Raw genomic sequence first — 24,501 nt, 5'->3', positions numbered from 1 at the left:
TGCAGACCCGCACGGGCCGGTCATTTCTTGAAAGACCCCGGACGCAAACGATATGGCGAAGCGTGACTATTACGAGGTGCTCGGCGTTTCTCGGGGCGCCTCGGCCGAAGAGATCAAAAAGGCCTATCGCACCAAGGCGAAACAGCTGCACCCCGACCGCAACAAAGACTGCAAAGTCTCAGAAGCGGCGTTCAAGGAACTGAACGAAGCTTACGACTGCCTCAAGGACGACCAGAAAAAGGCCGCCTATGACCGTTTCGGTCACGCAGCCTTTGAAAATGGTGGCGGCGGGTTCGGCGGATTCAGTCGCGGCAACGGCCATGCCGATTTCGGCTCGGCCTTCGCTGATGTGTTCGAAGACCTGTTCGGCGACATGATGGGCCGCCGCGCCGGAGGCGGGGGACGCTCGCGCACCAGCCGCGGCCAGGATCTGCGCTATAACCTGCGCGTCACACTGGAAGAGGCCTATAACGGCATCCAGAAAACCATCACCGTGCCGGGCTCGGTTTCTTGCACCGCCTGTAACGGCACCGGAGCCGAAGGCGCTGTCGAACCCGTCACCTGTCCGACCTGTTCAGGCATGGGCAAAGTCCGGGCAACGCAGGGTTTCTTTACCGTCGAGCGCACCTGTCCCACCTGCAACGGCCAGGGCCAGATCGTTAAGAATCCCTGTCAGGAATGCCGTGGCGCCGGCCGGGTACAAAAAGACCGCACGCTTGCGGTGAATATCCCCGCCGGGGTGGAAACCGGCACCCGTATCCGCCTTGCAGGTGAGGGTGAGGCCGGGATGCGCGGCGGACCTGCGGGCGATCTCTATATCTTCATCGAGGTGGCAGATCACCCGATCTTTATCCGTGACGGGCGCATGCTTGCCTGTCAGGTTCCGGTCAGCATGGCCACCGCAGCCTTGGGGGGCGAGATCGAGGTCCCGACCATCGACGGCGGCCGCTCTCGCGTCCGCATCCCGCCGGGCACGCAATCCGGCAAGCAGATGCGCCTGCGCGGCAAGGGGATGCCACCCCTGCGCCACGGGCCGGGCATGAACGGCGAATCGGGCGATATGCTGATCGAACTGGTGGTCGAAACGCCGGTTAACCTGACCACGCGTCAAAAAGAGCTTCTGCGCGAATTTGACGCGATCAGCGCCGATAACAGCCCTCAGACCCAAGGTTTCTTTCAGAAAATCAAAGGGTTTTGGGACGAGATGAAGGGCTGAACGGGCGTTAACCGGCTGTTCATCGTTTCTGTGCCAACCTGACGGTATGGGAACGAATCATGCCTTTCACGAAGCGCCTCTGCCGCTGTTTTCCTCGGTTTCGCGACCGGCCGAGGATGAAACCCTGGCGGCCGTCGCCCTTTCAGGGAATGCCGGCCGTCTTCCCAGCTATATTGCCGATCATCGCGCCCGGCTGCGTGAACGCTTTATGCAGGGCGGCGCGGCGGCGATGCCCGATTATGAAATGCTGGAACTGGTGCTTTTCCGCGCCATCCCCCGTCAGGATGTAAAGCCGCTCGCGCGGCTGCTGCTGGACCGGTTTGGTGATTTCAACCGCGTCCTTTCGGCCCCGCCCGCCCGGTTGGCCGAGGTGACGGGCGTTGGCCCTGCGGTCATCCAAGAGCTAAAGATTGTCGAGGCTGCGGCGCAGCGGCTGGCACGCGCCCGCGTCATGCACAGGCCAGTTCTGACCAGCTGGGATGCGCTTTTGGACTATTGCCACACAGCCATGGCGCATGGCGAGGTCGAACAGTTCCGTGTCCTTTACCTTGACCGTAAGAACGTGCTTATCGCGGATGAGGAACAGGCAAGGGGCACCGTTGATCATGTCCCTGTCTACCCGCGCGAGATCATGCGCCGGGCGCTTGAGCTGAATGCCTCGGCCCTGATTCTCGTCCACAATCACCCCTCGGGCGATCCAACCCCGTCGCAGGCGGATATCACCGTGACCCGCCGGATCCAGGCTGCAGCCGAGGTGATGGGCCTCATCATCCATGATCACCTGATCATCGGACGATCCCGCGAGCTTAGCTTTCGCAGCCAGGGTCTGCTTTAGCGCAAACAGCTGACAAGCTGTGTCTTCCCGCGCAACCAAAAATCCACACCTGCGCCAATTTGCAGCGTCTGGGCGCACCGGGGCCGCTGGACTGACGCGGATTTGATCGCTAGAACCGCCCGGCGAGGGCTGTGCAATGACACGGCCCGTTCCGTCGTATCGCCCCGATTCCCGGGGCATAAATGGAGATCAGACCCGTGTCCCACGCAGACGAACACGCAGGCGATCACGGCGCCACCCGGAGGGATTTCCTCTACTACGCGACTGCCGGTGCCGGCACCGTCGCGGCCGGGGCCGCTGCCTGGACCCTTGTCAACCAGATGAACCCGTCGGCCGACGTTCAGGCGCTTGCCTCGATTCAGGTCGATGTCAGCGGCGTCGAGACCGGCACCCAGCTGACGGTGAAATGGCTCGGCAAGCCTGTGTTCATCCGCCGCCGGACCGAGGAAGAGATCGAGGCCGGTCGGGCGGTCAAGCTCAACGAGCTGATCGACCAGAGCGCCGAGAACCCCAACAAACCCGGTGAGCCCGCCACCGATGAAAACCGTACGCTCGACGAAGCGGGCGAATGGCTGGTGATGATCGGCGTCTGCACCCATCTGGGCTGCGTGCCGATCGGTAACGGCACCGGTGACTTCGGCGGCTGGTTCTGCCCCTGCCACGGTTCGCACTACGACACGGCGGGCCGTATCCGCAAAGGGCCCGCACCGCAGAACCTGCACATTCCCGTTGCCGAATTCGTCAACGAAACCACCATCAAGCTGGGCTGAGGAGGCGCACATGGCCGGTATTCCCCATGACCATTACGAGCCCAAGACGGGTATCGAACGCTGGCTGCATCGCCGCCTGCCCATCGTCAGCCTGATCTATGACACCATGATGATCCCCACCCCCAAGAACCTTAACTGGTGGTGGATCTGGGGTATCGTGCTGGCCTTCTGTCTGGCGCTGCAGATCGTCACCGGCATCGTGCTGGTGATGCATTACACCCCGCATGTCGATCTGGCCTTCGCCTCGGTCGAGCATATCATGCGCGACGTGAACGGCGGCTACATGCTGCGCTATCTGCATGCAAACGGTGCTTCGCTGTTCTTCTTTGCCGTTTACATCCACATCTTCCGCGGCCTCTACTACGGCTCTTACAAGGCCCCGCGCGAGGTGATCTGGATCGTCGGCATGCTGATCTATCTGGCCATGATGGCAACCGCCTTCATGGGCTATGTGCTGCCCTGGGGGCAGATGTCCTTCTGGGGCGCGACCGTGATCACCGGCCTGTTCGGTGCAATCCCGGGTATCGGCGAATCGATTCAGGCCTGGCTGCTTGGTGGTCCGGCGGTCGACAACCCGACACTGAACCGCTTCTTCTCGCTGCATTACCTGCTGCCCTTTGTCATTGCCGCGCTGGTGATCGTCCACATCTGGGCCTTCCACACCACCGGCAACAACAACCCGACCGGTATCGAGGTGCGCCGCACCTCTAAAGAAGAGGCGGAAAAGGACACTCTGCCCTTCTGGCCCTATTTCGTGATCAAGGACGTATTCGCGCTTGCCGTGGTGCTGGTCGTCTTCTTTGCGGTTGTGGGCTTCATGCCGAACTACCTCGGCCACCCCGACAACTATATTGAGGCGAACCCGCTGGCGACCCCGGCCCATATCGTGCCTGAATGGTACTTCCTGCCGTTCTATGCGATCCTGCGCGCCTTCACAGCCGATGTCTGGGTTGTTCAGCTGGTGAACTTCCTGTCCTTCCGCTTCATCGACGCCAAGTTCTTTGGTGTTCTGGCGATGTTCGGCGCGATCCTGGTCATGGCTCTGGTGCCGTGGCTTGACACCTCGCGCGTGCGCTCGGGTCAGTACCGTCCGCTGTTCAAGTGGTGGTTCTGGCTGCTCGCGGTGGACTTCGTGATCCTGATGTGGGTGGGCGCCATGCCGGCTGAGGGGATCTATCCCTACATCGCTCTGGCTGGGGCGGCCTATTGGTTCGCCTATTTCCTCATCATCCTGCCGCTGCTGGGCATCGTCGAAAAGCCCCTGCCCATGCCGCAGACCATCGAGGAAGACTTCAACGCCCATTACGGGCCCGAAACCCATCCTGCCGAGTAAGGAGAGGCATCAATGACCCTGAGAAACGCATCGCTCACGGCCGTTGCGGCCCTGACCGTTGCCCTGGCAGGCGGCGCGGTGGCCCAAGACGCAAGCACCGCTGCGGGCACCACCGCCCCCGCGGGTTCGAGCTATCAAAGCACTGAATCGGCCGCCCCGGCGGCCGAGGCAGCGACGACCGACGCCGCCCCCGAAGCCGCTGCCGAACCGGCAGCCCCTGAAGCAGAGGCCGAGGCCACTGAGGCCCCGGTTGCCGAAGAACCGGCTGCGGCTGAACCTGTCGCAGAAGAAGCCCCTGCCGAAGCGACCGGGGCCGCTGACGATCAGACCCCGGCTGCGGATACCCCCGCCTCCGAGGACGCTGCCGCAGAAGCACCTGCTGCCGAAGAGGCTCCGGCTGCCACCGAGCCTGCCGAGGCCCCTGCAGCCGAGGAACCGACCGCTGCCGAGCCTGCGGCTGAAGGGCCGGTTGCGGAAGAACCCGCCGCTGCTCCGGCCGGGGAAGCCGCTGCTGAGGGCGAACAGCCCGCCGCGGAAGAGCCCGAGGCTGCCCCTGCAGAAGAGGCTGCGGACCAGGCCCCCGCTGCTGAGGAACAGCCCGCACAGGGTGAACCCGCGGCCGCGACTGCCGAGGATGCCGCTGCCGAAGAGCCGGCAGAAGCAACCGCCGAGAAGGCCGAAGCACATATCGAGGATATCTCGTTCAGCTTCGAAGGTCCGTTCGGCAAGTTCGACCAGCATCAGCTGCAGCGCGGCCTGCAGGTCTATACCGAGGTCTGCTCGGCCTGCCACGGGTTGCGCTATGTTGCCCTGCGCACGCTGGGTGATGAGGGCGGTCCGCAACTGCCCGAGGATCAGGTCCGCGCCTATGCCGCCAACCTGACCATCGTCGACCCGGAAACCGAGGAAGAGCGTCCGCGCACCCCGACCGATCACTTCCCGACGGTCAGCGGTGAGGGCATGGGGCCTGACCTGTCGCTGATGGCCAAGGGCCGCGCCGGCTTCCATGGTCCTTATGGCACTGGTATCTCGCAGCTGTTCCGTGGCATCGGCGGTCCGGAGTACATCCACGCCGTCTTGACCGGCTATAACGGCGAAGAAAAGGAAGAGGCGGGCGCTGTTCTCTACCACAACTCTGCCTTTGCCGGGAACTGGATCCAGATGCCCGCGCCGCTGTCGGATGGCCAGGTCACCTATGAAGACGGGACCGAAGCCACCGTCGATCAGATGGCGCAGGACGTGGCAGCCTTCCTGATGTGGACGGCCGAGCCCAAGATGATGGACCGCAAGCAGGTCGGCCTTGTTTCGGTCCTGTTCCTGATCGTGCTGGCTGCACTGCTGTATCTGACCAACAAGAAACTGTGGTGGTCGGTCAAGCATCCGCGCAAGCCCGAGTGATCTTTTGCACCTGATCCTGAAACGCGCCCTTCGGGGCGCGTTTTTCATTGCGGCAACAGCGTATTCAGCCCCGGCGATATGGACAAGCTGCCTGCGCCCCGGTCAGATGGGTGCCGGCGCTTTTGGCCTAAGAAACGGGTCTGAATATGACGATCTTTAACCTCGGTTCGATCAACATCGACCATGTCTACCGCCTGTCCGCCATGCCCCGTCCGGGTGAGACTTTGCACGCGCAGTCCTATTCCCAGGGGCTGGGTGGCAAAGGTGCGAACCAGTCGGTGGCCGCTGCCCTCGCCGGGGCACAGGTTGTGCATCTGGGGGCTATGGGCATGGGCGATGACTGGGTGCTGGAACGACTGTCTGCTCTGGGGGTCGAAACCGGTGCCATCGCCCGACTTGCCGGTACTGTCACAGGCCATGCGGTGATCCTTGTCGATGAGCGGGGCGAAAATTCGATCGTCCTGCATGGCGGGGCGAACCTTGCGCTACCAGCGGATCTGACAGACCGTGCGACTTTTGGTCCGGGCGATCTTTTGCTGATGCAGAATGAAACCAACCGCCAGGCCGAAATCGCCGCATTAGCTCGCAAGGCCGGGGCGCGGGTGATCTACTCTGCTGCACCCTTCAGCATCCCGGCACTGCGCGAGGTGCTGCCCCATGTCTCGATTCTGGCGATGAATGCGGTCGAGGCGCAGGACACTTTCGCCGCATTTGGCGAGAATCTGCCGGTCGAGGGGATGCTGATCACCCGCGGTGCCGACGGTGCCGAGTTCCGTGACCTGCGCCCGGGGCAGGTCTGGCACCAGCCCGCCTTTGCTGTAAAGGCCATCGACACGACCGGAGCGGGGGATTGCTTTACCGGCTGGTTCGCGGCGGGCCTTTCGCGGGGCGAGGACCCGGCAACCGCCCTGCGCTACGCTGCCGCTGCAGCCGCGCTGCAAGTGACCCGCAAAGGTGCGGGCGATGCGATGCCAAACCGGGCAGAAGTGGCCGAGTTTCTAAACTCTCATGGCTGAGCGCTTGTCCGCGGGCCCGCATCTGCCTATCTGGAAACTATGAAGATTCCATTCGTGAACCGTCCGGCCACCGTCGCCGTCCTGCGCCTGCAAGGAACCATAGGAACCACCGGTCGCGGCGGTTCCGGCCTGTCCGATGCCGCGCTGGCCCCACTGCTGGAGCGCGCCTTTAAGCGCCGCAAGCCAGTCGCCGTCGCGCTGCTGGTGAATTCGCCCGGAGGCTCTCCGGTCCAGTCCAGCCTGATCGGCGCCCGCATTCGCCGCCTTGCCGAAGAGCGAGAGATCCCGGTCCACGCCTTTGTCGAGGATGTCGCTGCGTCGGGTGGGTATTGGCTGGCCACGGCGGCCGATTTCATTTGGGCCGACGAAAGCTCGGTTCTGGGTTCGATCGGGGTGATCTCATCAGGGTTCGGCTTTGCCGAATTGATCGAGCGTCACGGGATTGAGCGGCGCGTCCATACCGCTGGCCGCTCGAAATCCATGCTCGACCCGTTCCGCCCCGAAACGCCCGAGGATATTGCCCGGCTGAACCGGCTGCTGGGCCCCATTCACGAGGCGTTCAAGGATCAGGTCCGCACCCGTCGCGGCAACCGCCTTGCGGCTGACCACGACCTTTTCACTGGCGAGATCTGGACCGGCCGCGAGGCTGTCGCGCTGGGGCTTGCCGATGGTATCGCACATCTGGTCCCGAAAATGCGCGAGCTTTACGGTAAGAAGATCCGCTTCCTGACCTATGGCCAGCGCGTTTCGTGGTTCCGCCGCTTTGGCCTTTCCGCCGATGATTTTCTGGAAAGTATTGAGGAGCGCGCCGCCTTTGCACGCTTCGGGGCAGGGCGCGGATGATTAAAACCGTCCTTCTTTGTCTTCTCATCATCGTTGCGATGGCACTGGCAGCCGGACCGGGCGTGCGCCGGATCGTGGCCAGACTTTTGGGGATTCGGCTGAAATGACCGCCCTGGTGACCGGAGGGGCCCGCCGTCTGGGCCGGGCCATGGTGCTGTATCTGGCGCGACGCGGGATGGACGTGGCAATCCATTATCAGCGCTCGGCCGATGAGGCGCAGGCGACGGCGGCCGAGGCACGTGCCCTTGGCGTCCGGGCCCAGGTATTTCACGCTGATCTGCTGGACCTTGATCAAAGCGAGGCGCTGATCGACCGGGCACATCAGGCGCTGGGGCCTCTGTCGGTGCTGGTCAATAACGCCTCGATCTTTGAATATGACAATATCGCCAGTGCGACGCGTGAAAGCTGGGATCGTCACATCGGCTCGAACCTGCAGGCGCCTTTCGTGCTGACGCAGGCCTTTGCCCGGCAAGCGCCCAAGGCGGACCGCAGCGCAGACGAGCCGCTGGCGCGCAGCCTTATCGTCAACATGGTCGATCAGCGCGTCCTGAAACCGACGCCTGAATTCATGACCTATTCCTTGGCCAAGGCGGGGCTGTGGTGGCTGACGCGCACCCTGGCCCAGGCGTTGGCGCCCGACATCCGCGTAAACGCCATTGGCCCCGGCCCCACCATGCAAGGCGTGCGCCAACCCGCCAGCCACTTCATGGGCCAGCGTGCCGCAACCATCCTGCAACGCGGCGCAGGCCCCGATGATGTCTGCGCCGCGCTTGGCTATCTGATGGATGCGCCATCGGTCACAGGACAGCTGATCTGCGTGGACGGGGGCCAGCATCTGGGTTGGCGCACCCCCGATGTGCAGGGAGTCGAATAGGACAAAAAACTGTCCCGATGCGACAAGTTGTCCACGCTACGTAATGGCTTCACACAAGCTTCACGATTCTGGCAAGAAATTCAGGGCATTGCAGAGCAGAGAAAAAATATCTCTTTAAAACAGTGCGTTGCAAACCTGCCTAGAATTTGTGCAAAGTAAGGGAATCCCAAGAAACGCTAATTGAACGTGTGTTACTCCCAAGCTGATTCACAGAGTTATCCACAGATTCCGTGGAAAGGTTTCAGCTTGAAATTCTGGCCGCGAACTTGCAGCCGCACGAAAGAATCATTTGGTTGGTGCCATGACCGATTCCGCCCCAGAAAAGCGCCCCGGAAAGACTGGCCATGCGCTGATCCAGGACTATCTGAAGACGCTCGACAGTTCGCCCGGCGTCTATCGGATGCTGGATGCGCAAGGGGCGGTGCTTTACGTCGGCAAGGCGCGGAGCCTGCGGGCCCGGGTTTCGAACTATGCGCGCGGTACGGGGCATTCGGCGCGCATCGCGCGGATGATCCGCGAAACCGCTTCGATGATGTTCCTGACCACGCGCACCGAAACCGAGGCGCTGTTGCTGGAACAGAACCTTATCAAGCAGCTCAAGCCGCGCTACAACGTACTGCTGCGCGACGACAAAAGCTTTCCAAACATTCTGGTTGCCAAGTCCCACCCCTTTGCCCAGATCAAGAAGCATCGCGGTGCCAAGGCGGAAAAGGGCGATTATTACGGCCCCTTTGCCAGCGCCGGGGCGGTAAACCGGACGCTGAACCAGTTGCAGCGGGTATTCTTGCTGCGCAGCTGCACCGATGCGACTTTTTCCAGCCGGACGCGGCCCTGCCTGCTGTATCAGATCAAGCGCTGCAGCGCGCCATGCGTCGGCCGGATCGGGCTTGAGGAATACAACGCCCTTGTGGCCGACGCCGAACGCTTTCTTCAGGGTAAATCCACCGCGATTCAGGCCCAGCTTGCCCGCGAGATGGCCGATGCGAGCGAGGCGATGGAATATGAACGCGCCGCCGCGTTGCGCGACCGCATCAAGGCGCTGACCGCCGTGCAATCCGTCCAGGCAATCAACCCGCGCGGCGTGCCCGAAGCGGATGTGATCGCCCTGCATATGGAGGGCGGTCAGGCCTGCATGCAGGTGTTTTTCATCCGCGGCAATCAAAGCTGGGGCAACCGCGATTTCTATCCCCGGCTGAACGGGGTCGAATCGGCAGATGAGGTCATGCAGGCGTTTCTGGTCCAATTCTATGACGGCAAGGTCCCGCCTCGGCTGATCCTTTTGTCCCATGGGATCGAGGACCCCGACCTGATGACCGAGGCGCTGTCGGAAAAAGCCGGGCGCAAGGTTACCCTTGGCGTACCCCAGCGCGGTGAAAAGGCCGAACTGGTCGAAAACGCTCTGCGCAACGCCCGCGAAAGCCTTGCACGCCGCATGTCGGAAAGCGCCGCCCAGCAGCGGCTGCTTGAAGGGCTGGCCGAGGCTTTTGACCTGCCCGCCGTGCCCCAACGCATCGAGGTCTATGACAACAGCCACATTCAGGGCACAAATGCTGTAGGTGGCATGATCGTCGCCGGTCCCGAGGGCTGGATCAAAAGCCAGTATCGCAAGTTCAATATCAAGGGCACCGAGATCACTCCGGGCGACGATTTCGGCATGATGAAAGAGGTGTTGACCCGCCGCTTTTCACGTCTGCTGAAAGAGGACCCGGACCGCCAGACCGACGCCTGGCCCGACCTGCTGCTGATCGACGGCGGCGCAGGGCAGGTCTCGGCCGTGCATGAGATCATGGTCGAGATGGGGGTCGAGGATATTCCCATGATCGGCGTCGCCAAGGGCGAGGACCGTGACCATGGCAAAGAAGAGTTTCACCGCCCCGGCAAGCCGGCCTTTGCCCTGCGGATGAACGACCCGGTTCTGTATTTCATCCAGCGCCTGCGGGACGAGGCGCACCGCTGGGCCATCGGCACCCATCGCGCCAGGCGCAGCAAAGCTGCGTTGGCCAACCCTCTGGATGATATCCCCGGCATCGGCGCGGCACGCAAACGCGCGCTGCTGCAACATTTCGGCAGCGCCAAGGCAGTCAGCCGGGCCGGTTTGGCCGATCTGGTTGCGGTCGAGGGGATCAGCGAATCGATGGCCCAGAAGATCGTCGATCACTTTCACAACGGCTGAAACCTGCCTGTCGCGCCCTCAGCGACAACGGGCAGGGTTCACGCCGACTGCGCGCATCCCCCAATCGGTCATCTGCGTCACCAACTGCTGACCCGCCGCATCAAAGGCGGGGATCAGATCCGAAGTTTTTGTCGTCCCGGCCTGAGCGGTCGCGGTAAAGCGCCCGCGCGAGACGACGGTTGCATCCATTTCGCGCACCATCTGGGCATCGACCGACAGTTTGACGACCGCGCCCTTGCCCGAGACCTCGGCGTTGAAATCGTTGATCTCGCTGATCAGGGCGTAATCGCCTGCCGTACCCAGCGGCGCGCGCCCGACATGGGAAAATGCGTCATAGACGCCAAAGCCACGCACCAGCAGGGTTTGCAGGGTCGCCGGAACAGTATCGCCCCAGCGCGCATCGGGCAGATACTGGGTCTGCAACTCATTCGGGCGGATCATGATGCGCTCTGTGTCCAGCGTGGCGCGGGCCTTGGGCGCCTCGATCACCAGCTCGGCTATCCGGCCCCGGCCGCAGACGCGCGGCGCATCCGACGGCGGACGCAGCTCGAACACATCGCGGTCGGGCTCTCCCTCAAGCGCGCGCAGGGCGGCGCAGCCCGGCAAGGTCAGGGTCATCACAAGAAGGGCGGCAACGATACGCATCATGGACTCCTTCAACGGCGGAACTCGGGCGTGCGCGGCCCTGAAAGGATTTGCGACGGGTTACGCCGCAGCGTCGATACCAGCGCGTTCACATTGCCGACCAGATCGCGCAATTCGCTGGCCATGCGGGTGAACTGCGGCAGCCCCTCGCGGGTGAAAGCCTGCACCGGCCCACGGGCGCTGTCCAGCATCCCGCGCAGGCTGGCAAAGGCCGCATCGGCGCTGTCGGCGGCGTCGCGCAGCCGGCCAGTGATCTCGGGCAGGTCGGCGATCACATGATCTATCGCTTCGTTCGCCTTGCCCAAGGTCACGCGCAGATCCGCAACCACTGGTTCGACATTGCTGTTCATCACCCGGTCGGCGCTGTCAAAGGCCCGCTCGGCCGATGCAAGCGTGCGCTGCCCGACCTCAAGCGCCACATCAAGACTGTCGAGGCTTTCACTCGCCCGCACGCCAAGCCGGGACAGATCGGCCTGCAAGGTGGCGGCGGTTTCGTCCAGCCGCTGGGTCAGATTTCGCAGATCCCCCGCGACATAACCGCGGATCTCATCAAGTGCGGCGGTGCCCGAATCCAGCGCCTGATCGGCCTTGGCCGCACTTTCGCCGAACTGGGCCAGCGCTGTGTCGGCATTGCCAAGCGTCGTCTCGGCCGCCATGCTCAGGCCATCCAGCCGCTCACCAAAGGCCGAGATATCCGCCGCAGCCGAGGCGATGGAATCGGTGGCCTTGGTCACATCCGCCAGCGCCTTGTCCAGATTGGCGCTGGAGCGTTCGACATTGTCGAGGATATTGCGCACCCGGGTCTGATTCTCATCCCCCAGCAATTGGGTCAGCTGTTCGGCCACGGTGTTCAGCCGCGACAGCATCTCGGGACCCTGTTCAGACAAGGTCTGCAAGGCCGAGCGGTTGGCAGCGATGACCGGGATCGAATCGGGCTGGATATCGCGCAGCAGCGGCGCATCGGGGCGGCCCGGAGTGATCGCGACATTTGCGACCCCGGTAACGCCCTGAATTTCGACCATAGCCCGGGAATCAGTACGGATCGGCGTGTCCTCGGCCACCTCGATGCGGACGCGCACAGCACCGTTGACGTTCTGCGCCAGTTGCATATCCACGACCCGGCCCGCCGACAGCCCGGCGAAAAGCACCGCAGACGAGGCGCTCAGCCCCGAAACCTCGGGGAAATAGATGTCGTAATAAGCAAACTGCCGGTCCAGCTGCAGCTTGGCAAACCACATCAGAAACAGCAGCAGGCCAAGAAAACCCGCGATGGTAAATGCGCCGATCAGGGCGTAATTTGCCTTGGTTTCCATAGGCTTACTCCTTTGCGCGGCCAGTGGTCATGGCGGCGCGTGCCCGCGGACCGTGGAAATATTCATGTACCCAAGGATGATCGACCTGCAGCATCTCGGCCATGGTGCCGCTGACCAGCACCTTTTTTTCAGCCAGAACCGCGATGCGGTCGCAACAGGCGTGCAGCGTATCTAGATCATGGGTCACCAGAAAAACCGACAGATTCAGCGCATCGCGCAGCTCAACGATCAGCCGGTCAAAGGCATCGGCCCCGATCGGGTCCAGTCCGGCGGTAGGTTCGTCCAGAAACAGGATCTCGGGGTCAAGCGCCAGGGCACGGGCAAGACCTGCGCGCTTTTTCATGCCGCCAGAAAGGTCCGAGGGGTATTTGTCATTGGCGTTCCACGGCAGCCCGGCCATCGAAACCTTGAGTTCGGCCAACCCCTGCCGCACCTCGGGCGCAAGGTCCGGGACGGCGTTCAGCGGCACCTCGACATTTTCGCGCACGGTCAGTGAAGAAAACAGCGCGCCGCCCTGAAACATCACGCCCCAGCGCCGTTCAAGCGCCTCGCGCGCGGGGCCCGCCAGTGCGCCAACGTCCTGACCAAAGACCCGCACTGTTCCGGCACGCGGCTGGTTCAGCCCGACAATGGTACGCAATAGCACTGATTTCCCGGTACCCGAGCCGCCGACCACGCCCAGAATCTCGCCCCGGCGCAGGTCGAGGTCCAGCCCGTCATGCACGACATGGCGGCCAAACTGGGTACGCAAGCCCCTGACCTCGATGATATTTTCACTCACAACCCCACCTCAGCAAAGAAGATCGAGAACAGCGCATCCGCCACGATCACCGCAAAAATCGCGTTGACCACAGCGCGGGAGGTCTCGGCCCCAAGGGATTCAGCATCTTTGCCGACCCTCATCCCGGCATGGCAGCCGATGACCCCGATGATCAGCGCAAAGATCGGGGCCTTGCTGATCCCGACGATGACGTGATCGACACTCGTTTCGGCAAGCAGCCGATAGCGGAAGGTAGACGGAGAGATGCCAAGTTCGATCCACGACATCAGCGCCCCGCCAATCAGGCCCGAGATGTTAGAGATCAGCCCCAGAATCGGCAGGGTGATGACCAGCGCCAGCACTCTTGGCAGGATCAATACCATGTCGGGGTTAAGCCCCAGCGTGCGCATGGCGTCGATTTCCTCGTTCATCTTCATCGAGCCGATCGAGGCCGTCAAAGCCGAGGCCGTCCGCCCCGCGACGATAATCGCGGTAAGCAGAATCCCCAGTTCGCGCAGGATTGAAATGGCGATCAGGTCGATGACAAAGATCTCGGCTCCGAGCTGCCTGAGCTGTACCGCCCCCTGAAAAGCCAGAACCACCCCGATCAGAAAGGACATCAGCGCCACGATGGGCACCGCGCGCAGTCCCGTTTCCTGACAGTGCCAGACAAGCGAGGTCAGCCTGAAATCGCCCGGATGGCGAATGCCGCGCGCCAGGGCTGCCAGAAACCGGCCAAGATATTCTGCAATCTCGCGCATATAGACCATAAAGGCGGCAACGCGCCTGCCCGTCCGTTCAAGCAACTGGTGCCAGCCGGACGGGCGCGCGGGTTCCGTCTCGGGCTGGGGCCACGCCTGCTGAACGGTTTCCAGCAGGCGGGCCTGGGCCTCTGTCAGGCCGTCAAGCTGTACGCCCTCACGCTTGCGCCCTGTCAGATACCACGCGGCGGCAGTGTCGATACGGCTTAGCCCCGAAAGATCCAGCCGCTGCGCCTTTTCCACCTCGGGTGGAAGCTGGCCAAGGGTCCAGACCGTCAGCTCACCCTCCAGACGGAGCGCGTCATCAGCAACGGTAGCGACAAGCCTGGGATCGGGTGGATGGCTGGCCATGAAGGTCCTGATCACAAGGGGCAAAAGGGATTCATCCAAAGATTGCGGGGATTTGTCAAATACGTCACCCGATTTCCCACGCCAGCGTGGCCATTAGGTCAGCCCCGTAAAAGCGCAAGCGGCCGAAAGCCCGCATTTGCTTGATCAAACCGCGTTCCGCAGCAGCGTTCCTCAGATTGGTTGTATTTTACACTTGTTCATATTGACCATAATGCACGCTATGGTTTAATACACGCGTGCCAGTTGAATGGCAGCCTGCGGGATCAGGCCTTTTCTGACCCCGGCAGAGAGTATCTCGGGACTCGGTTTTGACGAGTTTTTTTGTAGCGATGGTCCCGAAATTCTCATATCGGCGGGGGGGGGGGGGGGCCCCCCCCCCCCCCGCGTCCGTTTTTCTGCCGCGTCTACTCATCCATCTTCGGCAGGACCACGCGGTCCCATTGGAACGGGGCAGGTGGTGTATCGGGGCAGGCGGCCCCGGATCAGCCTTGCGCCAGCGCCCGCATCATCCTGACCGGTTCGGTCCGGGCCAGACGCAGGACATGGACCATATAGGGCTGTTGCAGATCCTCGCTGCGCAGCGCGGCGAAAAGGCGGCGGAACATTCCCTGCGGCCCCAGCGGCAACAGCGCCAGTTCGGGATTTCCGGCCTGCGCGCGCAAAACCCAGTCGGGCATCACAGCAACCCCCCGCCCCGATGCGATCAGCATCAGCGCAATCGCCGTCTGCTCAACCTGCCGGACCCGCGCCGGCTCAACCCCTGCCGGGTCAAGAAATTGCGAGAACACATCAAGACGCGGCCGATCCATCGGATAGGTGATCAGCGTCTCGCCAGCCAGATCGGCAGGTTCAGCATAACCTTTGGCGACCAGAGGATGCGCTGCCGGCACCACCATGGTCGGCGCATAGTCAAAAAGCGGCTGAAAGGTGATTCCCGCGATTTCTTCGGGGTCAGACGAAATCACCATGTCGACCTGACCGCGCTCAAGCGCCGGCAGCGCCTTGAGCGCGAGGCTTGAACGGATGTCCAGATCGACCTCGGGCCAACTGCGGCGGAACTGGTCCAGCACTGGCAGCAGCCAGTCAAAGCAATGGTGACACTCCATCGCCACATGCAGCCGCCCGGCGCGGCCCATCTCTACGGCGCGGAATTCGGCCTCGGCGGCCTCGATCAGCGGCAGCACCTGTTCAGCCGTGCGCAAAAGCCGCATCCCCGCCGCCGATAACCGCAAGGGTTTGGTACGGCGTAGAAAAAGCTCAATCCCCGCCTGCTCTTCCAACGCCTTGATCTGGTGCGACAGGGCCGATTGCGTCAGGTTCAGCACCTCGGCCGCACGGGCAAGCCCGCCCTGTTCGTGAATGGCGCGCAGGCTGCGCAGATGGCGAAGCTCAAGGTGCATCTTGATCAAAACTCATGACGATCTTGAAGATTATGAATTTGTCTCACGTCCCGGCGCATGTCACAAGCCCCTGGACAAGAGGAACATTGCCATGACCACTCCGGCCGTCAGCTTCGAATTCTACCCACCGCGGAACCTCGACCAGTCCTTCCGCCTGTGGGAGACCGCGCGCGCTTTGGCGCCGCTGGGCCCGGATTTCGTCTCGGTCACCTATGGTGCGGGCGGCACCACCCGACAGCTGACCCATGAAGCGGTGACGGCGCTGGCCAGCCATTACAAGCTGAACGTCGCCGCGCATCTGACCTGCGTCGATGCCACGCGCGAGGAAACGATGCAGATCGTTCAGGATTACGCGGTGGCAGGCGTGCATGAGATCGTCGCCCTGCGTGGGGATGCACCGCAAGGGCAGGCCCGTTTCATCCCCCACGCCGAGGGGTTTGCCAATTCGGTCGAACTGATCTCAGCCATCGCCGAACGCGGTGACATGACCATCCGCTGCGGCGCCTATCCCGAGCCGCATCCGGAAAGCCCCGACACCGCCGCCGATGTCGCCTGGCTGAAACGCAAGGTTGAGGCAGGCGCCTCAAGTGCCATGACGCAGTTCTTTTTTGAGGCAGACACCTTCTTCCGCTTTCGCGATGCCTGCGTTTCAGCGGGGATCGAGGCTCCGATCATCCCGGGCATCCTGCCGATCCAAAGCTGGTCGGGCACCCGCCGCTTTGCCGAGCGTTGCGGCACTTCGGTCCCGCAATGGGCCGAGGAGGCCTTTGCCGCCTCCGGGAAAGAGGGTGAGGCCGCGCTGGCACTGGATCTTTGCGTCAAGCTGTGTGAGCGACTGGTCGAAGGCGGCGTCGATCGGCTGCATTTCTACACGCTGAACAAGCCTGAACTGGTGCTGAAGGTCTGTGCCGCGCTGGGGATCAAACCCAAGGACGAGGTCCCGCAGGTCGCCTGAACCGCACTTCAGGACCTCCGCCTGAACCGGCTGCCCTTTCCGCGACGGCTCGCGCCCTGTCCCGTCCCCTCATAGGCCGGGGCCAGCCCGTCCTCCTTGGGTTTTACGACCGTTGCGCGGCGCCCGACGGGCTGATCCTCTGCCATTTCATCGACGGCGGAGCGCTTGGGTGCCGGGGGTCCCTGGCGCAACCGGCGGCGCGGGCGCGGCGGCGCGGCATCCGCCAGATCACCCGTCAGAAGTGCCGGGCCCGTATAGGGGCGCGGCACCGAATCGTGCAGCATCTCAGAAGGATCGGCCCCGGCCAAACGCGGCGCACGGGCAAGAAAAGCCTTGCCCCAGCTGCGCCACGACCCGACCGAGGGCGCGGTCGGGTCGCAGGGGAAATGCGCGCGCCAGTCCTGCGGCAGCGGCAGGCCCAGCTCTTCGGCCCGCGTCATCATCCAGACCAGCGGGATATTCGCCAGCGGCCGGGCGTATTCCAGCCCCGAAAGCTGGCCGCCGACATCGGGGTGACAGCCGCGGAACCACATCTGCTCAACCCGGCCCGGCGCTGAGCTGCTGTCCCACAGTAGCGGCTGAAAGGTCGCCCGCGTCTCGTCCAGCGCCAGCGCCTGCAGACCATGTTCGACCTCAGCCCCCAGATGTGCGTCGTGAAAGCGAAAGCGCGGATCGGTCAGCATCCACAGGATGGGCAGCCGGATCCCCAGCGCCGTCACCGTGTCAAAGACCCCGATCATGCGGATCGGCACCGAAGGATGGCACAGTGCGGGATCCAATCGCTCAACCACACCATCCCGTCCGTTGCGATAAAGCTCCCACGCTTTCTGGATATTGGGACGTGTAGCCCGGTCATGGGTCAGCAGCCCGACGCGCCCGATCATCCCGGCCAATGAGCGGACTGCAAAAGCGCCGCGTGAATAGCCAAAAAAGAACAGCGGATTCCCCGGACGCCACCGGCGCGCAAGCCAGCCGTAGGCGTCGCAGATCTGGCGTTCCAGCGTCGAACCCATGGCGAGCTTTGGCAGGGTACGCCACGCCTCCCACTGCTGGCCGGGGGCATAATGGATCTGGACCGGCGCGGGCAGTCTGCCGCGTTCCCCAGACAGCATGGCATAGATCCGCGCGATCGACGACCTTTGCCCCTGGGTCAGAGAGGCAAAGGTGCCGTCGATCATGACGACCTGGCATTTCGGCGGAGGCAGTGATTCCATGCGGTTACGCTAGCACGGAAAAACAAAGCGTCGATTAATCCCTACTCAAGAGCGTTCACGGTCAGGTGTGCCATCAGCCCAAAGCCGTTGAAACGGGTGTTGGTCACCGTCGAATAAGCGCCCGCACCGTGAAAGATGATGTAATCGCCTTCCTGAATATTGGCAGGCAAGGTCAGTTCGCCTGGCAGCCGGTCGACCGAATCGCAGGTCGGGCCAAAGATGACGCGCGGCAGCGGCTCGCCCTCGCGCGGGGTGCCCTCGGGGGTCAGCACCTGCAAACGGTCAAGGTTTCCGACGATAGGCAGCTCGAAAAGCCCACCATAAACGCCGTCGTTCAGGAAAATGCTCTGGCCGTCGCGGACCGCTTTGACCCGGGTGATCAGCGAAAAGGCGTCGGCGCACAGCCCTCGCCCCGGCTCACAGACCAGTTGCGGGGCCTCGGCGCCAAAGGCCTCTTTGGTGATGCGGCTGATCAGCTGGAAGATGGACGAGAGGTCAGGCTCAACCCCTGTGACGCGATGCGAGGGGAAACCGCCGCCGACATTCAGCCTCCGCGCCTTGACGCCGGCCATATCGCAGATCTCGGCCGCGGTGGTGATGTAGCTTTCCCAGGCATGCGGATCGACACATTGCGTACCCGGATGGAAGGTCAGCGAGGGGATATAGCCCCGATCCGCCACCGCGCGCAAAAGCTCGGCCGCCAGCTCGGGCGAGGCACCGAATTTCGAGCCAAAGTCATAGGCCGCGCCCAGCACGGGCAGTTTGAACCGGGCCGAGATCTCACAATTATCAGCCGGGACACGGGCAAACAGCTTGTCCAGTTCCGAGCGGCTGTCCACCGACCAGGAGGTAATCCCGGCGTCAACCGCATGGGCAATCTCGGCCTGCGAGCGGACGGGGTTGTGATAGTGCCGCGCCGCATCGGGGGCGAGCCGGCCGATCAGGTCGATCTCATACGGAGAGGCGACGTCAAAGCCTCTCACGCCGGCGGCCGAAAGGGTGCGGATCACCGCCTCATCCGGGTTCGACTTCACCGCATAGGTGACCAGACCCGGAAAACCCTGCAGGAACCGTTGCGCCGTCGCGCGCAAGACCGACGGTGCAAAGACCATCACCGGATTTTCCGGCGCCAGCCTGCGGATAATCTCGGCGGGATTGTTCCAGACAGTCTTGGGGCCACGGCCCTCGGTCAGTCCCATCGGCATGTCCTTCCTGTGCGCGTGTGGGTGGAAACAAGTCTGCGCCCTATGAGTTCCGATTGAAGCAATGAAAAGGGTGGAAAAGGGCTGCTGCTTCGTTACTATGACGAAAATTTTGGCAGATCGACAGGTGAACGATGGACGAACTGGATCGCGGCATTCTGGCCCATCTTGCGCAGGACGCGCGGATGTCCGTGGCGGTTCTTGCACGGCGGCTCAAAGTGGCACGCTCGACCGTGCAGGCACGGCTGGAACGACTGGAAACATCGGGCGCCATTGCAGGTTACACCTTGCGGCTGGGCGATACTGCCCGCGAACACCGCATTCGCGCGACCTGCCTTCTGACGATCGAACCACGCGCGCAGGCGGCGATTCTTGCCCGGCTGCGTAGCCTGCCCGAGGTGGAACGCATCCATACCACCAGCGGCCGCGTCGATCTTTTGCTGCAATTGGCTGCCGTATCGACCAGCCAGCTTGACGATGTGCTGGATCAGATCGGCGGTTTGACTGGTGTTCGCTCCAGCGAGAGCCTGATTCACTTGTCCACCAAGCTGGATCGGGCCACCTGATCGTGCCCATTACGCAACAATGTGACAATTGTGTCGCCATATTTGCGCTGGTCGATCTGCTCAAGCCCGGCCACGGGGGCAGGGGGACGCGCTTCTTCCCACACCACCATGGCACCGGGGGCGAGCCAGCCTCCCTCAATCGCAGATTGTAGGGCACGTTCGCCAAGGCCCATGCCATAGGGCGGGTCGAGGAACACCAGATCATAAGGCGCCGCGCGATTCTGCCCCAGCCGGGTCGCGTCGCGCCGCCAGACATCTGTGACACCCATTGCGCGGGCCTTTTCGATATTGGCACGTAACAGCGCCCGTGCCGCCACGCCGTCATCGACAAAGGCGACGCGTGCCGCGCCCCGCGACAGCGCCTCAAGCCCCAGAGCCCCGGTCCCGGCAAACAGGTCCAGCGCCCGCGCACCGGGAATCGGATTCCCATGGGTGCCGTTGATCAGCAGGTTAAAGATAGATTCGCGCACGCGGTCGGTCGTCGGGCGCAGATGTGCAGCAGGGTCGCCGGCCCCGACCTCGGCCAGCTTCAACCCGCGCAAAGAGCCGCCAACGATCCTCATGCCATCAGCGCCTTCAGATCGCCCGCCTCGGCCACTGCCTCGGGTGTGGGAGAGCGGCCGGCCTCGATCAGCCGCTTGCCGATCATATAGGCGCGTGCATCGTTCAGCGCATCCACCGCGATCAGCCGCCCGTCCCGGAAATACCAGACCGAGCCACCCGGTTCGGCCGTGCGCGTCACCACCCGGTCATAACCAAGATTCAGCCCAGCGATCTGCAGCTTGGCGTCAAACTGATCCGACCAGAACCACGGCTTTGGCACGTAGTCCGCACCTGCCCCCAGCATGTTTGCGGCCACTGCCTCGGCCATGTCGATGGCATTGCCGACGCTTTCCAACCGCAGCTGGCCACCGCCTGGGCAGGTATCGGGCGCAGGAAAGCTGGCACAATCGCCCGCCGCCCAGATTGCCGGGTCCGAGGTACGCCCCTGCCCATCAGTGGCAATGCCATTATTAAGGGTCAGTCCCGCCGCCCCGGCCAAAGCGGTCTCGGGCCAGATGCCAATACCGCAGATCACCAGATCAGCAGGCAAATGGCGGCCATCGGCCAGTTCGACCCCATCGGCGGCGGTCTGGCCGGTGATGCGGGTAATGCCAGTACCTTCCAGCACCTGAACCCCATGGGCTGTGTGCAGGTCCCGGATCATCGCCGCCGTTTCGGGCGCGGCGACGCGGCCAAGGATGCGCGGCGCGGCCTCGACCAAAGTGACCTCAAGCCCCAGCTTGCGGGCGACAGCCGCCGCCTCAAGGCCGATATAGCCGCCGCCAATCACCACAAGGCGACGCCCGGCAACCAGCCCCGGCTTCAGCCCGGCGATATCAGCCAGGCTGCGCACCACATGAACACCGGGCAGCGCGCCGCCCATCGCCTCGGGCAGGCGGCGGGGCGTTGCGCCCAGCGTCAGGGCAAGCTGGTCATAGGGGTGTTCGCCCCGATCAGTCACCACGACGCGGCGGTCGCGGTCGATGCGCAGCGCCTTTTCCCCCAGATGCAGGGTGATGCGCTGTTCCTCCCACCATTCGGGGGCGCGCAGCGTCAGGCGATCCAGCCCCATATCACCCAACAGATAGGCCTTGGACAGGGGCGGGCGCTGATAAGGCGGCGCTGGCTCGTCGCCGATAATGGTAATGCCGCCCTGATGCCCCAGCGCACGCAGTTTCGCCGCCAGAGAGGCCGCCGCCTGTCCCGCGCCAAGGATCACGATGTTCATTCTTCGCCCTCGCTGGTTTGCCTGCGGCGCAGAGCCTATAGTCGCCCTCGGATCGATGCAATTGACGGAGGAACCGCGCATGTCCATCGCAAAAGGCGACAAGCTGCCCGAAGGCAAACTGCTGAAACTGGGCGCCAATGGCCCCGAGGAAGTGGCGGTTGCCGATCTGGCCAGGGGCCATGTGGCCATCTTTGCCGTGCCGGGCGCCTATACCCCGACCTGCACCAACGCCCATATGCCAAGCTTTGTGAAAAACGCCGACAAGTTCCGCGAGAAAGGCGTCTCGCGCGTGATCTGCATCACGGTGAACGATCCCTTTGTCGCCGGGAAATGGGCGGCTGACACCGGTGCAACCGATGCCGGTATCGAGGTTCTGGCCGATGGCGACGGCAGCTTTACCAAGGCGCTTGGCATGAACATCGAGGCGTCGGGCTGGGTCAATGGCCGCTCCAAACGCTATGCCATGCTGGTCAACGACGGCTCGGTCGAAGAGCTTCAGGTCGAAGAGGCCCCCAGCGCCTGCACGATCTCGTCGGGCGATTCGCTGCTGTCGCTGATCTGAGGCTTCAGGCTGAAAAGCGACGTGAACCCCTGCGCGGCGGCGTGATCGCCGCGCAACCCCACCAGACCTGCGGCGGCCAGCGCCATCGGCCCCGGCCCATATATCGCCGCGGCCAGTGCATTGCCCGACCCCTCCATGACGAAATCGGCCACCGGCTCACGCATGGCGCGGACCTGTGGTATGCCGGCCGCGGACAGCGTGACCTCAAATCCCTCTTTGCCTGAAACAAACCCCGCACGCAGAGGTGATCCGGCAGCACGCGCCCGATCCACCGTGGCCGAGATCGAAATCATCAGCGCCGAGATGCTGATGAACTTGGCCGGGTCATGCCCCGGCATCCGCAACGCCCAGCGGCAAAGCTCGCGCAGCACCGGATGCAGTGCCCGACCTGCATCGGTCAGCGCATAAACCCCCAGCACATCATCATGCGACACCACCCCCGCCTGCACCAACTGGGTCAGGCGCTGGGTCAGCACGCTTGCCGTCACACCCGGCAGCCCGGCGCGCAGCATCTGAAAGCGCTTGGGCTGAAACATCAGCTCACGCACCACCAAAAGCGCCCAGCGATCGCCGATGAAATTCAGCGCATGGGCGCCAAGGCACCCTTCTTCATAGCGTAAACGCAGAGTTTTGCCAGTTTCAGTCATGTTTTGATATTAACAGTTGCTTTTTAATACTTCAAGTGCCAACCTGCGACTCATTGGCGCATTCAGCGCCCGGTGAGGAGGAAAAGAGATGACCTATTACTCTGGCTTCCTGCTGGCGGTTCCGACGGCCAACAAGCAGAAATACATCGACATGGCTCAGGCAGCCTGGCCCATGTTCAAACGCTACGGCGCCTTGCGCATGGTCGAATGCTGGGGCGTCGACGTCCCCCGCGGCAAGGTCAATGATTTCTACATGTCCACCCAGGCAAAGGATGACGAAACCGTCGTGTTTTCCTGGATCGAATGGCCCGACAAGGCGACTGCCGATGCGAGCTATGAAAAGATGATGTCCGACCCCGAGATGCAAAAACCGCCAGAAATGCCTTTTGACGGCATGCGGATGATGTGGGGCGGGTTCGAACCCATCGTCGATGTGAAAGCCTGAAGGGAACCGCCATGTATCACGGAAAACCCTGCTGGTTCGAGCTTTCGACCGCGAAAGGCGCGCTTGCCGAGGCCGGGGCCTTTTATGGCAAGATCCTTGGCTGGACCACTGCCGACGCCGGGATGGAGGGCTTTACCTATCACCTTGCCAGCCATGGCGGCGACATGGTTGCCGGACTGATGGAGACGCCGGAGGATTGCGCCGACGTCCCTCTGTCCTGGATGATCTATTTCGACGTCGATGACGCCGATGCAGCCGTCGCCAAGATCAGGAACCTTGGGGGCTCGGCCCTTCGCGAACCCGAAGATATTCCCCACACGGGGCGCTTTGCGGTCGTCGCGGATCCTCAGGGCGCGGTCTTTGGTATCCTGCAGCCACTGCCGATGGACCCCCAGCCCCCGGTCGAGGACGGGGCATGGAACCAGCGTAAAGAGGCCCATGGCAACTGGGTCGAGCTGATGTCCACCGATCCCGTGGCCGGGTTCGGCTTCTATTCCGAGCTGTTTGGCTGGACGAAATCCACCGCCATGGACATGGGAGAGATGGGGACCTACCAACTGTTTTCGTGGCAGGGGGCCGAGATCGGCGGCATGATGGGTCTGGGAAATTCGCCCGTGCCCTGCTGGCTGCCCTATTTCGGCGTGAACGGCGTCGCAGCCGCTCTGGATCGCATCCGCGACGGCGGCGGCGAGGTGGTGCATGGTCCGATCGAGGTGCCCGGCCCGGCCTTCATCGCCGTCGCCCGCGACCCGCAAGGTGTGTATTTCGCGCTGGTCGGTCCCAAGGAGGTTGCATCATGATCCGTGCCTCTTTGATCGCAATCGCTCTCTGGGCGGGGCCTGCCGCCGCCCAGGAGGTGACACCCGACAGCATCCCGCGCGGCCAGCAGGACTATCACGCCGCCAGCGCCGGGACCTACCGGCTGGACCCGGCGCATACCGCCGTCCAGACCCGCGTGCCGCATATGGGCTTTTCAGTAAGCGTTTTCCGCTTTGGCTCGGTCTCGGGTCAGCTGGAGTGGAATCCCGACGATCCGGCGCAAAACCGGCTTGAAGCCGAGGTCGAGATCGCCTCACTTTCAACCCCGGTCGAGGGGTTTGCCGAAATCCTGACCGGCCCTGATTATCTCGACAGCGCAAAGAACCCGACAGCACGCTTTGCGGCCGACGGTTTCACTGCCGACAGCCTGACAGCGGGCAAGGTCCAGGGACAGCTGACATTGCTGGGCAAGACCCTGCCCGCTACCTTTGACGTGACCCTGATCGGTGCGGGCAAAGGCTTTACCGGGGATGAGGCTGGCAACCCGATCATCCGCGACCTGATCGGAGTTCATGCCGAAACGCAGATCGACCCGCAGGCCTATGGCATGAGTCCGTTCTTTACCGATCCGATCACCATTGAGGTCGATGCCGAGTTCGCCCGGCAGGAATGACGCCCGGAAAGCAGGCCAA

General features: G+C 63.1%; 25 protein-coding genes. 15 read left to right on the top strand and 10 right to left on the bottom strand.

Annotated elements, in window-relative coordinates; translation table 11 throughout:
• The first annotated feature begins 52 nt into the window (after positions 1-52).
• From dnaJ to uvrC, 9 genes are all read left to right on the top strand, one after another.
• The gene (gene dnaJ, locus PARACOCCUSGL_RS0112910; protein WP_010397248.1) at positions 53-1,216 is read left to right on the top strand and encodes a molecular chaperone DnaJ; all 1,164 of its coding nucleotides are present in this window, start codon (positions 53-55) and stop codon (positions 1,214-1,216) included.
• Positions 1,217-1,262: 46 nt separating this feature from the next.
• The gene (gene radC / locus PARACOCCUSGL_RS0112905; RefSeq protein ID WP_010397246.1) at positions 1,263-2,051 is read left to right on the top strand and encodes a DNA repair protein RadC; all 789 of its coding nucleotides are present in this window, start codon (positions 1,263-1,265) and stop codon (positions 2,049-2,051) included.
• 182 nt (positions 2,052-2,233) lie between these two features.
• Entirely contained in the window at positions 2,234-2,821 is a 588-nt protein-coding gene (gene petA / locus PARACOCCUSGL_RS0112900) for a ubiquinol-cytochrome c reductase iron-sulfur subunit (protein WP_010397244.1), read from the top strand.
• A gap of 10 nt (positions 2,822-2,831) precedes the next feature.
• A complete protein-coding gene (gene petB, locus PARACOCCUSGL_RS0112895; RefSeq protein WP_010397240.1) occupies positions 2,832-4,154 on the top strand; it encodes a cytochrome b in 1,323 nt (440 codons plus the stop codon).
• A gap of 12 nt (positions 4,155-4,166) precedes the next feature.
• The gene (locus PARACOCCUSGL_RS22660; protein WP_010397238.1) at positions 4,167-5,552 is read left to right on the top strand and encodes a cytochrome c1; all 1,386 of its coding nucleotides are present in this window, start codon (positions 4,167-4,169) and stop codon (positions 5,550-5,552) included.
• 146 nt (positions 5,553-5,698) lie between these two features.
• Entirely contained in the window at positions 5,699-6,568 is an 870-nt protein-coding gene (locus PARACOCCUSGL_RS0112885) for a ribokinase (protein WP_010397236.1), read from the top strand.
• A 39-nt stretch (positions 6,569-6,607) separates the two neighbouring features.
• Positions 6,608-7,411: a S49 family peptidase gene (locus PARACOCCUSGL_RS0112880; RefSeq protein ID WP_010397234.1), complete on the top strand. Its 804-nt coding sequence runs from the start codon at positions 6,608-6,610 to the stop codon at positions 7,409-7,411.
• Between the two features lie 103 nt (positions 7,412-7,514).
• Positions 7,515-8,285: an SDR family oxidoreductase gene (locus PARACOCCUSGL_RS0112870; protein WP_010397229.1), complete on the top strand. Its 771-nt coding sequence runs from the start codon at positions 7,515-7,517 to the stop codon at positions 8,283-8,285.
• A gap of 301 nt (positions 8,286-8,586) precedes the next feature.
• Positions 8,587-10,458 (top strand): excinuclease ABC subunit UvrC, encoded by a 1,872-nt coding sequence (gene uvrC / locus PARACOCCUSGL_RS0112865; protein ID WP_010397227.1) that lies wholly within the window; start codon positions 8,587-8,589, stop codon positions 10,456-10,458.
• An 18-nt stretch (positions 10,459-10,476) separates the two neighbouring features.
• Here the strand turns inward: uvrC and PARACOCCUSGL_RS0112860 are convergent, their stop codons facing one another.
• The 5 genes from PARACOCCUSGL_RS0112860 to PARACOCCUSGL_RS0112840 form a co-directional block, all read right to left on the bottom strand.
• Positions 10,477-11,103 carry an ABC-type transport auxiliary lipoprotein family protein gene (locus PARACOCCUSGL_RS0112860; protein WP_040602058.1) on the bottom strand — a complete coding sequence of 209 codons (627 nt, stop codon included), beginning with the start codon at positions 11,101-11,103 and terminating at the stop codon, positions 10,477-10,479.
• Positions 11,104-11,114: 11 nt separating this feature from the next.
• Entirely contained in the window at positions 11,115-12,416 is a 1,302-nt protein-coding gene (locus tag PARACOCCUSGL_RS0112855; protein ID WP_010397221.1) for an MlaD family protein, read from the bottom strand.
• Between the two features lie 4 nt (positions 12,417-12,420).
• On the bottom strand, positions 12,421-13,197 hold the full coding sequence (locus tag PARACOCCUSGL_RS0112850; RefSeq protein ID WP_010397218.1) for an ABC transporter ATP-binding protein: 777 nt from the start codon (positions 13,195-13,197) through the stop codon (positions 12,421-12,423).
• Positions 13,194-14,288: an ABC transporter permease gene (locus tag PARACOCCUSGL_RS0112845; protein WP_029372206.1), complete on the bottom strand. Its 1,095-nt coding sequence runs from the start codon at positions 14,286-14,288 to the stop codon at positions 13,194-13,196. Before PARACOCCUSGL_RS0112845 ends, PARACOCCUSGL_RS0112850 begins: the two co-directional genes overlap by 4 nt.
• A gap of 482 nt (positions 14,289-14,770) precedes the next feature.
• Positions 14,771-15,688, bottom strand: coding sequence for a LysR family transcriptional regulator (locus PARACOCCUSGL_RS0112840; RefSeq protein ID WP_010397213.1), 918 nt, complete (start codon positions 15,686-15,688; stop codon positions 14,771-14,773).
• A gap of 91 nt (positions 15,689-15,779) precedes the next feature.
• On the opposite strand from PARACOCCUSGL_RS0112840, the gene metF reads away from it, so the two are divergent.
• Positions 15,780-16,643 carry a methylenetetrahydrofolate reductase [NAD(P)H] gene (gene metF, locus PARACOCCUSGL_RS0112835; RefSeq protein WP_010397211.1) on the top strand — a complete coding sequence of 288 codons (864 nt, stop codon included), beginning with the start codon at positions 15,780-15,782 and terminating at the stop codon, positions 16,641-16,643.
• 8 nt (positions 16,644-16,651) lie between these two features.
• Here the strand turns inward: metF and PARACOCCUSGL_RS20630 are convergent, their stop codons facing one another.
• Both PARACOCCUSGL_RS20630 and PARACOCCUSGL_RS0112825 read right to left on the bottom strand, forming a co-directional pair.
• Entirely contained in the window at positions 16,652-17,857 is a 1,206-nt protein-coding gene (locus PARACOCCUSGL_RS20630; RefSeq protein WP_010397209.1) for a DUF2235 domain-containing protein, read from the bottom strand.
• Between the two features lie 41 nt (positions 17,858-17,898).
• Positions 17,899-19,056 (bottom strand): type III PLP-dependent enzyme, encoded by a 1,158-nt coding sequence (locus tag PARACOCCUSGL_RS0112825; protein WP_010397205.1) that lies wholly within the window; start codon positions 19,054-19,056, stop codon positions 17,899-17,901.
• A gap of 137 nt (positions 19,057-19,193) precedes the next feature.
• Here PARACOCCUSGL_RS0112825 and PARACOCCUSGL_RS0112820 point away from each other — a divergent pair, with 137 nt between their 5' ends.
• The gene (locus tag PARACOCCUSGL_RS0112820; RefSeq protein WP_010397203.1) at positions 19,194-19,625 is read left to right on the top strand and encodes an Lrp/AsnC family transcriptional regulator; all 432 of its coding nucleotides are present in this window, start codon (positions 19,194-19,196) and stop codon (positions 19,623-19,625) included.
• On the opposite strand, the gene rsmD is transcribed toward PARACOCCUSGL_RS0112820, so the two are convergent.
• Together rsmD and PARACOCCUSGL_RS0112810 are read right to left on the bottom strand one after the other, a co-directional pair.
• Positions 19,592-20,188 carry a 16S rRNA (guanine(966)-N(2))-methyltransferase RsmD gene (rsmD, locus tag PARACOCCUSGL_RS0112815; RefSeq protein WP_010397202.1) on the bottom strand — a complete coding sequence of 199 codons (597 nt, stop codon included), beginning with the start codon at positions 20,186-20,188 and terminating at the stop codon, positions 19,592-19,594. The genes PARACOCCUSGL_RS0112820 and rsmD overlap by 34 nt on opposite strands.
• Positions 20,185-21,396 carry an NAD(P)/FAD-dependent oxidoreductase gene (locus PARACOCCUSGL_RS0112810; protein WP_010397200.1) on the bottom strand — a complete coding sequence of 404 codons (1,212 nt, stop codon included), beginning with the start codon at positions 21,394-21,396 and terminating at the stop codon, positions 20,185-20,187. Before PARACOCCUSGL_RS0112810 ends, rsmD begins: the two co-directional genes overlap by 4 nt.
• A 79-nt stretch (positions 21,397-21,475) precedes the next feature.
• Here PARACOCCUSGL_RS0112810 and PARACOCCUSGL_RS0112805 point away from each other — a divergent pair, with 79 nt between their 5' ends.
• Positions 21,476-21,958 carry a peroxiredoxin gene (locus PARACOCCUSGL_RS0112805; RefSeq protein WP_010397198.1) on the top strand — a complete coding sequence of 161 codons (483 nt, stop codon included), beginning with the start codon at positions 21,476-21,478 and terminating at the stop codon, positions 21,956-21,958.
• Here the strand turns inward: PARACOCCUSGL_RS0112805 and PARACOCCUSGL_RS20625 are convergent.
• The gene (locus PARACOCCUSGL_RS20625; protein WP_010397196.1) at positions 21,892-22,605 is read right to left on the bottom strand and encodes a helix-turn-helix domain-containing protein; all 714 of its coding nucleotides are present in this window, start codon (positions 22,603-22,605) and stop codon (positions 21,892-21,894) included. The genes PARACOCCUSGL_RS0112805 and PARACOCCUSGL_RS20625 overlap by 67 nt on opposite strands.
• 88 nt (positions 22,606-22,693) lie before the next feature.
• Here PARACOCCUSGL_RS20625 and PARACOCCUSGL_RS0112795 point away from each other — a divergent pair, with 88 nt between their 5' ends.
• Genes PARACOCCUSGL_RS0112795 through PARACOCCUSGL_RS0112785 form a run of 3 tightly spaced genes read left to right on the top strand, consistent with a single transcriptional unit; the run spans position 22,694 to position 24,482 of the window.
• On the top strand, positions 22,694-23,050 hold the full coding sequence (locus PARACOCCUSGL_RS0112795) for a DUF1428 domain-containing protein (RefSeq protein ID WP_010397195.1): 357 nt from the start codon (positions 22,694-22,696) through the stop codon (positions 23,048-23,050).
• An 11-nt stretch (positions 23,051-23,061) separates the two neighbouring features.
• Positions 23,062-23,850 carry a VOC family protein gene (locus PARACOCCUSGL_RS0112790; protein WP_010397193.1) on the top strand — a complete coding sequence of 263 codons (789 nt, stop codon included), beginning with the start codon at positions 23,062-23,064 and terminating at the stop codon, positions 23,848-23,850.
• Positions 23,847-24,482, top strand: a complete 636-nt coding sequence (locus PARACOCCUSGL_RS0112785) for a YceI family protein (RefSeq protein WP_010397192.1) — start codon at positions 23,847-23,849, stop codon at positions 24,480-24,482. Before PARACOCCUSGL_RS0112790 ends, PARACOCCUSGL_RS0112785 begins: the two co-directional genes overlap by 4 nt.
• Positions 24,483-24,501: the final 19 nt, after the last annotated feature.

It is taken from the genome of Paracoccus sp. TRP (assembly GCF_000185925.1).
GTDB classification, from domain to species: Bacteria; Pseudomonadota; Alphaproteobacteria; order Rhodobacterales; family Rhodobacteraceae; genus Paracoccus; species Paracoccus kondratievae.
This window is presented reverse-complemented; position numbering and strand designations above follow the sequence as displayed.

What these genes read in the sequence shown, in the direction of transcription:
- dnaJ (WP_010397248.1), top strand. Translation starts at nt 53, where the DNA reads ATGGCGAAGCGTGACTATTACGAGGTGCTCGGCGTTTCTCGGGGCGCC.
- radC (WP_010397246.1), top strand. Translation starts at nt 1,263, where the DNA reads ATGGGAACGAATCATGCCTTTCACGAAGCGCCTCTGCCGCTGTTTTCC.
- petA (WP_010397244.1), top strand. Translation starts at nt 2,234, where the DNA reads ATGGAGATCAGACCCGTGTCCCACGCAGACGAACACGCAGGCGATCAC.
- petB (WP_010397240.1), top strand. Translation starts at nt 2,832, where the DNA reads ATGGCCGGTATTCCCCATGACCATTACGAGCCCAAGACGGGTATCGAA.
- PARACOCCUSGL_RS22660 (WP_010397238.1), top strand. Translation starts at nt 4,167, where the DNA reads ATGACCCTGAGAAACGCATCGCTCACGGCCGTTGCGGCCCTGACCGTT.
- PARACOCCUSGL_RS0112885 (WP_010397236.1), top strand. Translation starts at nt 5,699, where the DNA reads ATGACGATCTTTAACCTCGGTTCGATCAACATCGACCATGTCTACCGC.
- PARACOCCUSGL_RS0112880 (WP_010397234.1), top strand. Translation starts at nt 6,608, where the DNA reads ATGAAGATTCCATTCGTGAACCGTCCGGCCACCGTCGCCGTCCTGCGC.
- PARACOCCUSGL_RS0112870 (WP_010397229.1), top strand. Translation starts at nt 7,515, where the DNA reads ATGACCGCCCTGGTGACCGGAGGGGCCCGCCGTCTGGGCCGGGCCATG.
- uvrC (WP_010397227.1), top strand. Translation starts at nt 8,587, where the DNA reads ATGACCGATTCCGCCCCAGAAAAGCGCCCCGGAAAGACTGGCCATGCG.
- PARACOCCUSGL_RS0112860 (WP_040602058.1), bottom strand. Translation starts at nt 11,103, where the DNA reads ATGCGTATCGTTGCCGCCCTTCTTGTGATGACCCTGACCTTGCCGGGC.
- PARACOCCUSGL_RS0112855 (WP_010397221.1), bottom strand. Translation starts at nt 12,416, where the DNA reads ATGGAAACCAAGGCAAATTACGCCCTGATCGGCGCATTTACCATCGCG.
- PARACOCCUSGL_RS0112845 (WP_029372206.1), bottom strand. Translation starts at nt 14,288, where the DNA reads ATGGCCAGCCATCCACCCGATCCCAGGCTTGTCGCTACCGTTGCTGAT.
- PARACOCCUSGL_RS0112840 (WP_010397213.1), bottom strand. Translation starts at nt 15,688, where the DNA reads ATGCACCTTGAGCTTCGCCATCTGCGCAGCCTGCGCGCCATTCACGAA.
- metF (WP_010397211.1), top strand. Translation starts at nt 15,780, where the DNA reads ATGACCACTCCGGCCGTCAGCTTCGAATTCTACCCACCGCGGAACCTC.
- PARACOCCUSGL_RS20630 (WP_010397209.1), bottom strand. Translation starts at nt 17,857, where the DNA reads ATGGAATCACTGCCTCCGCCGAAATGCCAGGTCGTCATGATCGACGGC.
- PARACOCCUSGL_RS0112825 (WP_010397205.1), bottom strand. Translation starts at nt 19,056, where the DNA reads ATGGGACTGACCGAGGGCCGTGGCCCCAAGACTGTCTGGAACAATCCC.
- PARACOCCUSGL_RS0112820 (WP_010397203.1), top strand. Translation starts at nt 19,194, where the DNA reads ATGGACGAACTGGATCGCGGCATTCTGGCCCATCTTGCGCAGGACGCG.
- rsmD (WP_010397202.1), bottom strand. Translation starts at nt 20,188, where the DNA reads ATGAGGATCGTTGGCGGCTCTTTGCGCGGGTTGAAGCTGGCCGAGGTC.
- PARACOCCUSGL_RS0112810 (WP_010397200.1), bottom strand. Translation starts at nt 21,396, where the DNA reads ATGAACATCGTGATCCTTGGCGCGGGACAGGCGGCGGCCTCTCTGGCG.
- PARACOCCUSGL_RS0112805 (WP_010397198.1), top strand. Translation starts at nt 21,476, where the DNA reads ATGTCCATCGCAAAAGGCGACAAGCTGCCCGAAGGCAAACTGCTGAAA.
- PARACOCCUSGL_RS20625 (WP_010397196.1), bottom strand. Translation starts at nt 22,605, where the DNA reads ATGACTGAAACTGGCAAAACTCTGCGTTTACGCTATGAAGAAGGGTGC.
- PARACOCCUSGL_RS0112795 (WP_010397195.1), top strand. Translation starts at nt 22,694, where the DNA reads ATGACCTATTACTCTGGCTTCCTGCTGGCGGTTCCGACGGCCAACAAG.
- PARACOCCUSGL_RS0112790 (WP_010397193.1), top strand. Translation starts at nt 23,062, where the DNA reads ATGTATCACGGAAAACCCTGCTGGTTCGAGCTTTCGACCGCGAAAGGC.
- PARACOCCUSGL_RS0112785 (WP_010397192.1), top strand. Translation starts at nt 23,847, where the DNA reads ATGATCCGTGCCTCTTTGATCGCAATCGCTCTCTGGGCGGGGCCTGCC.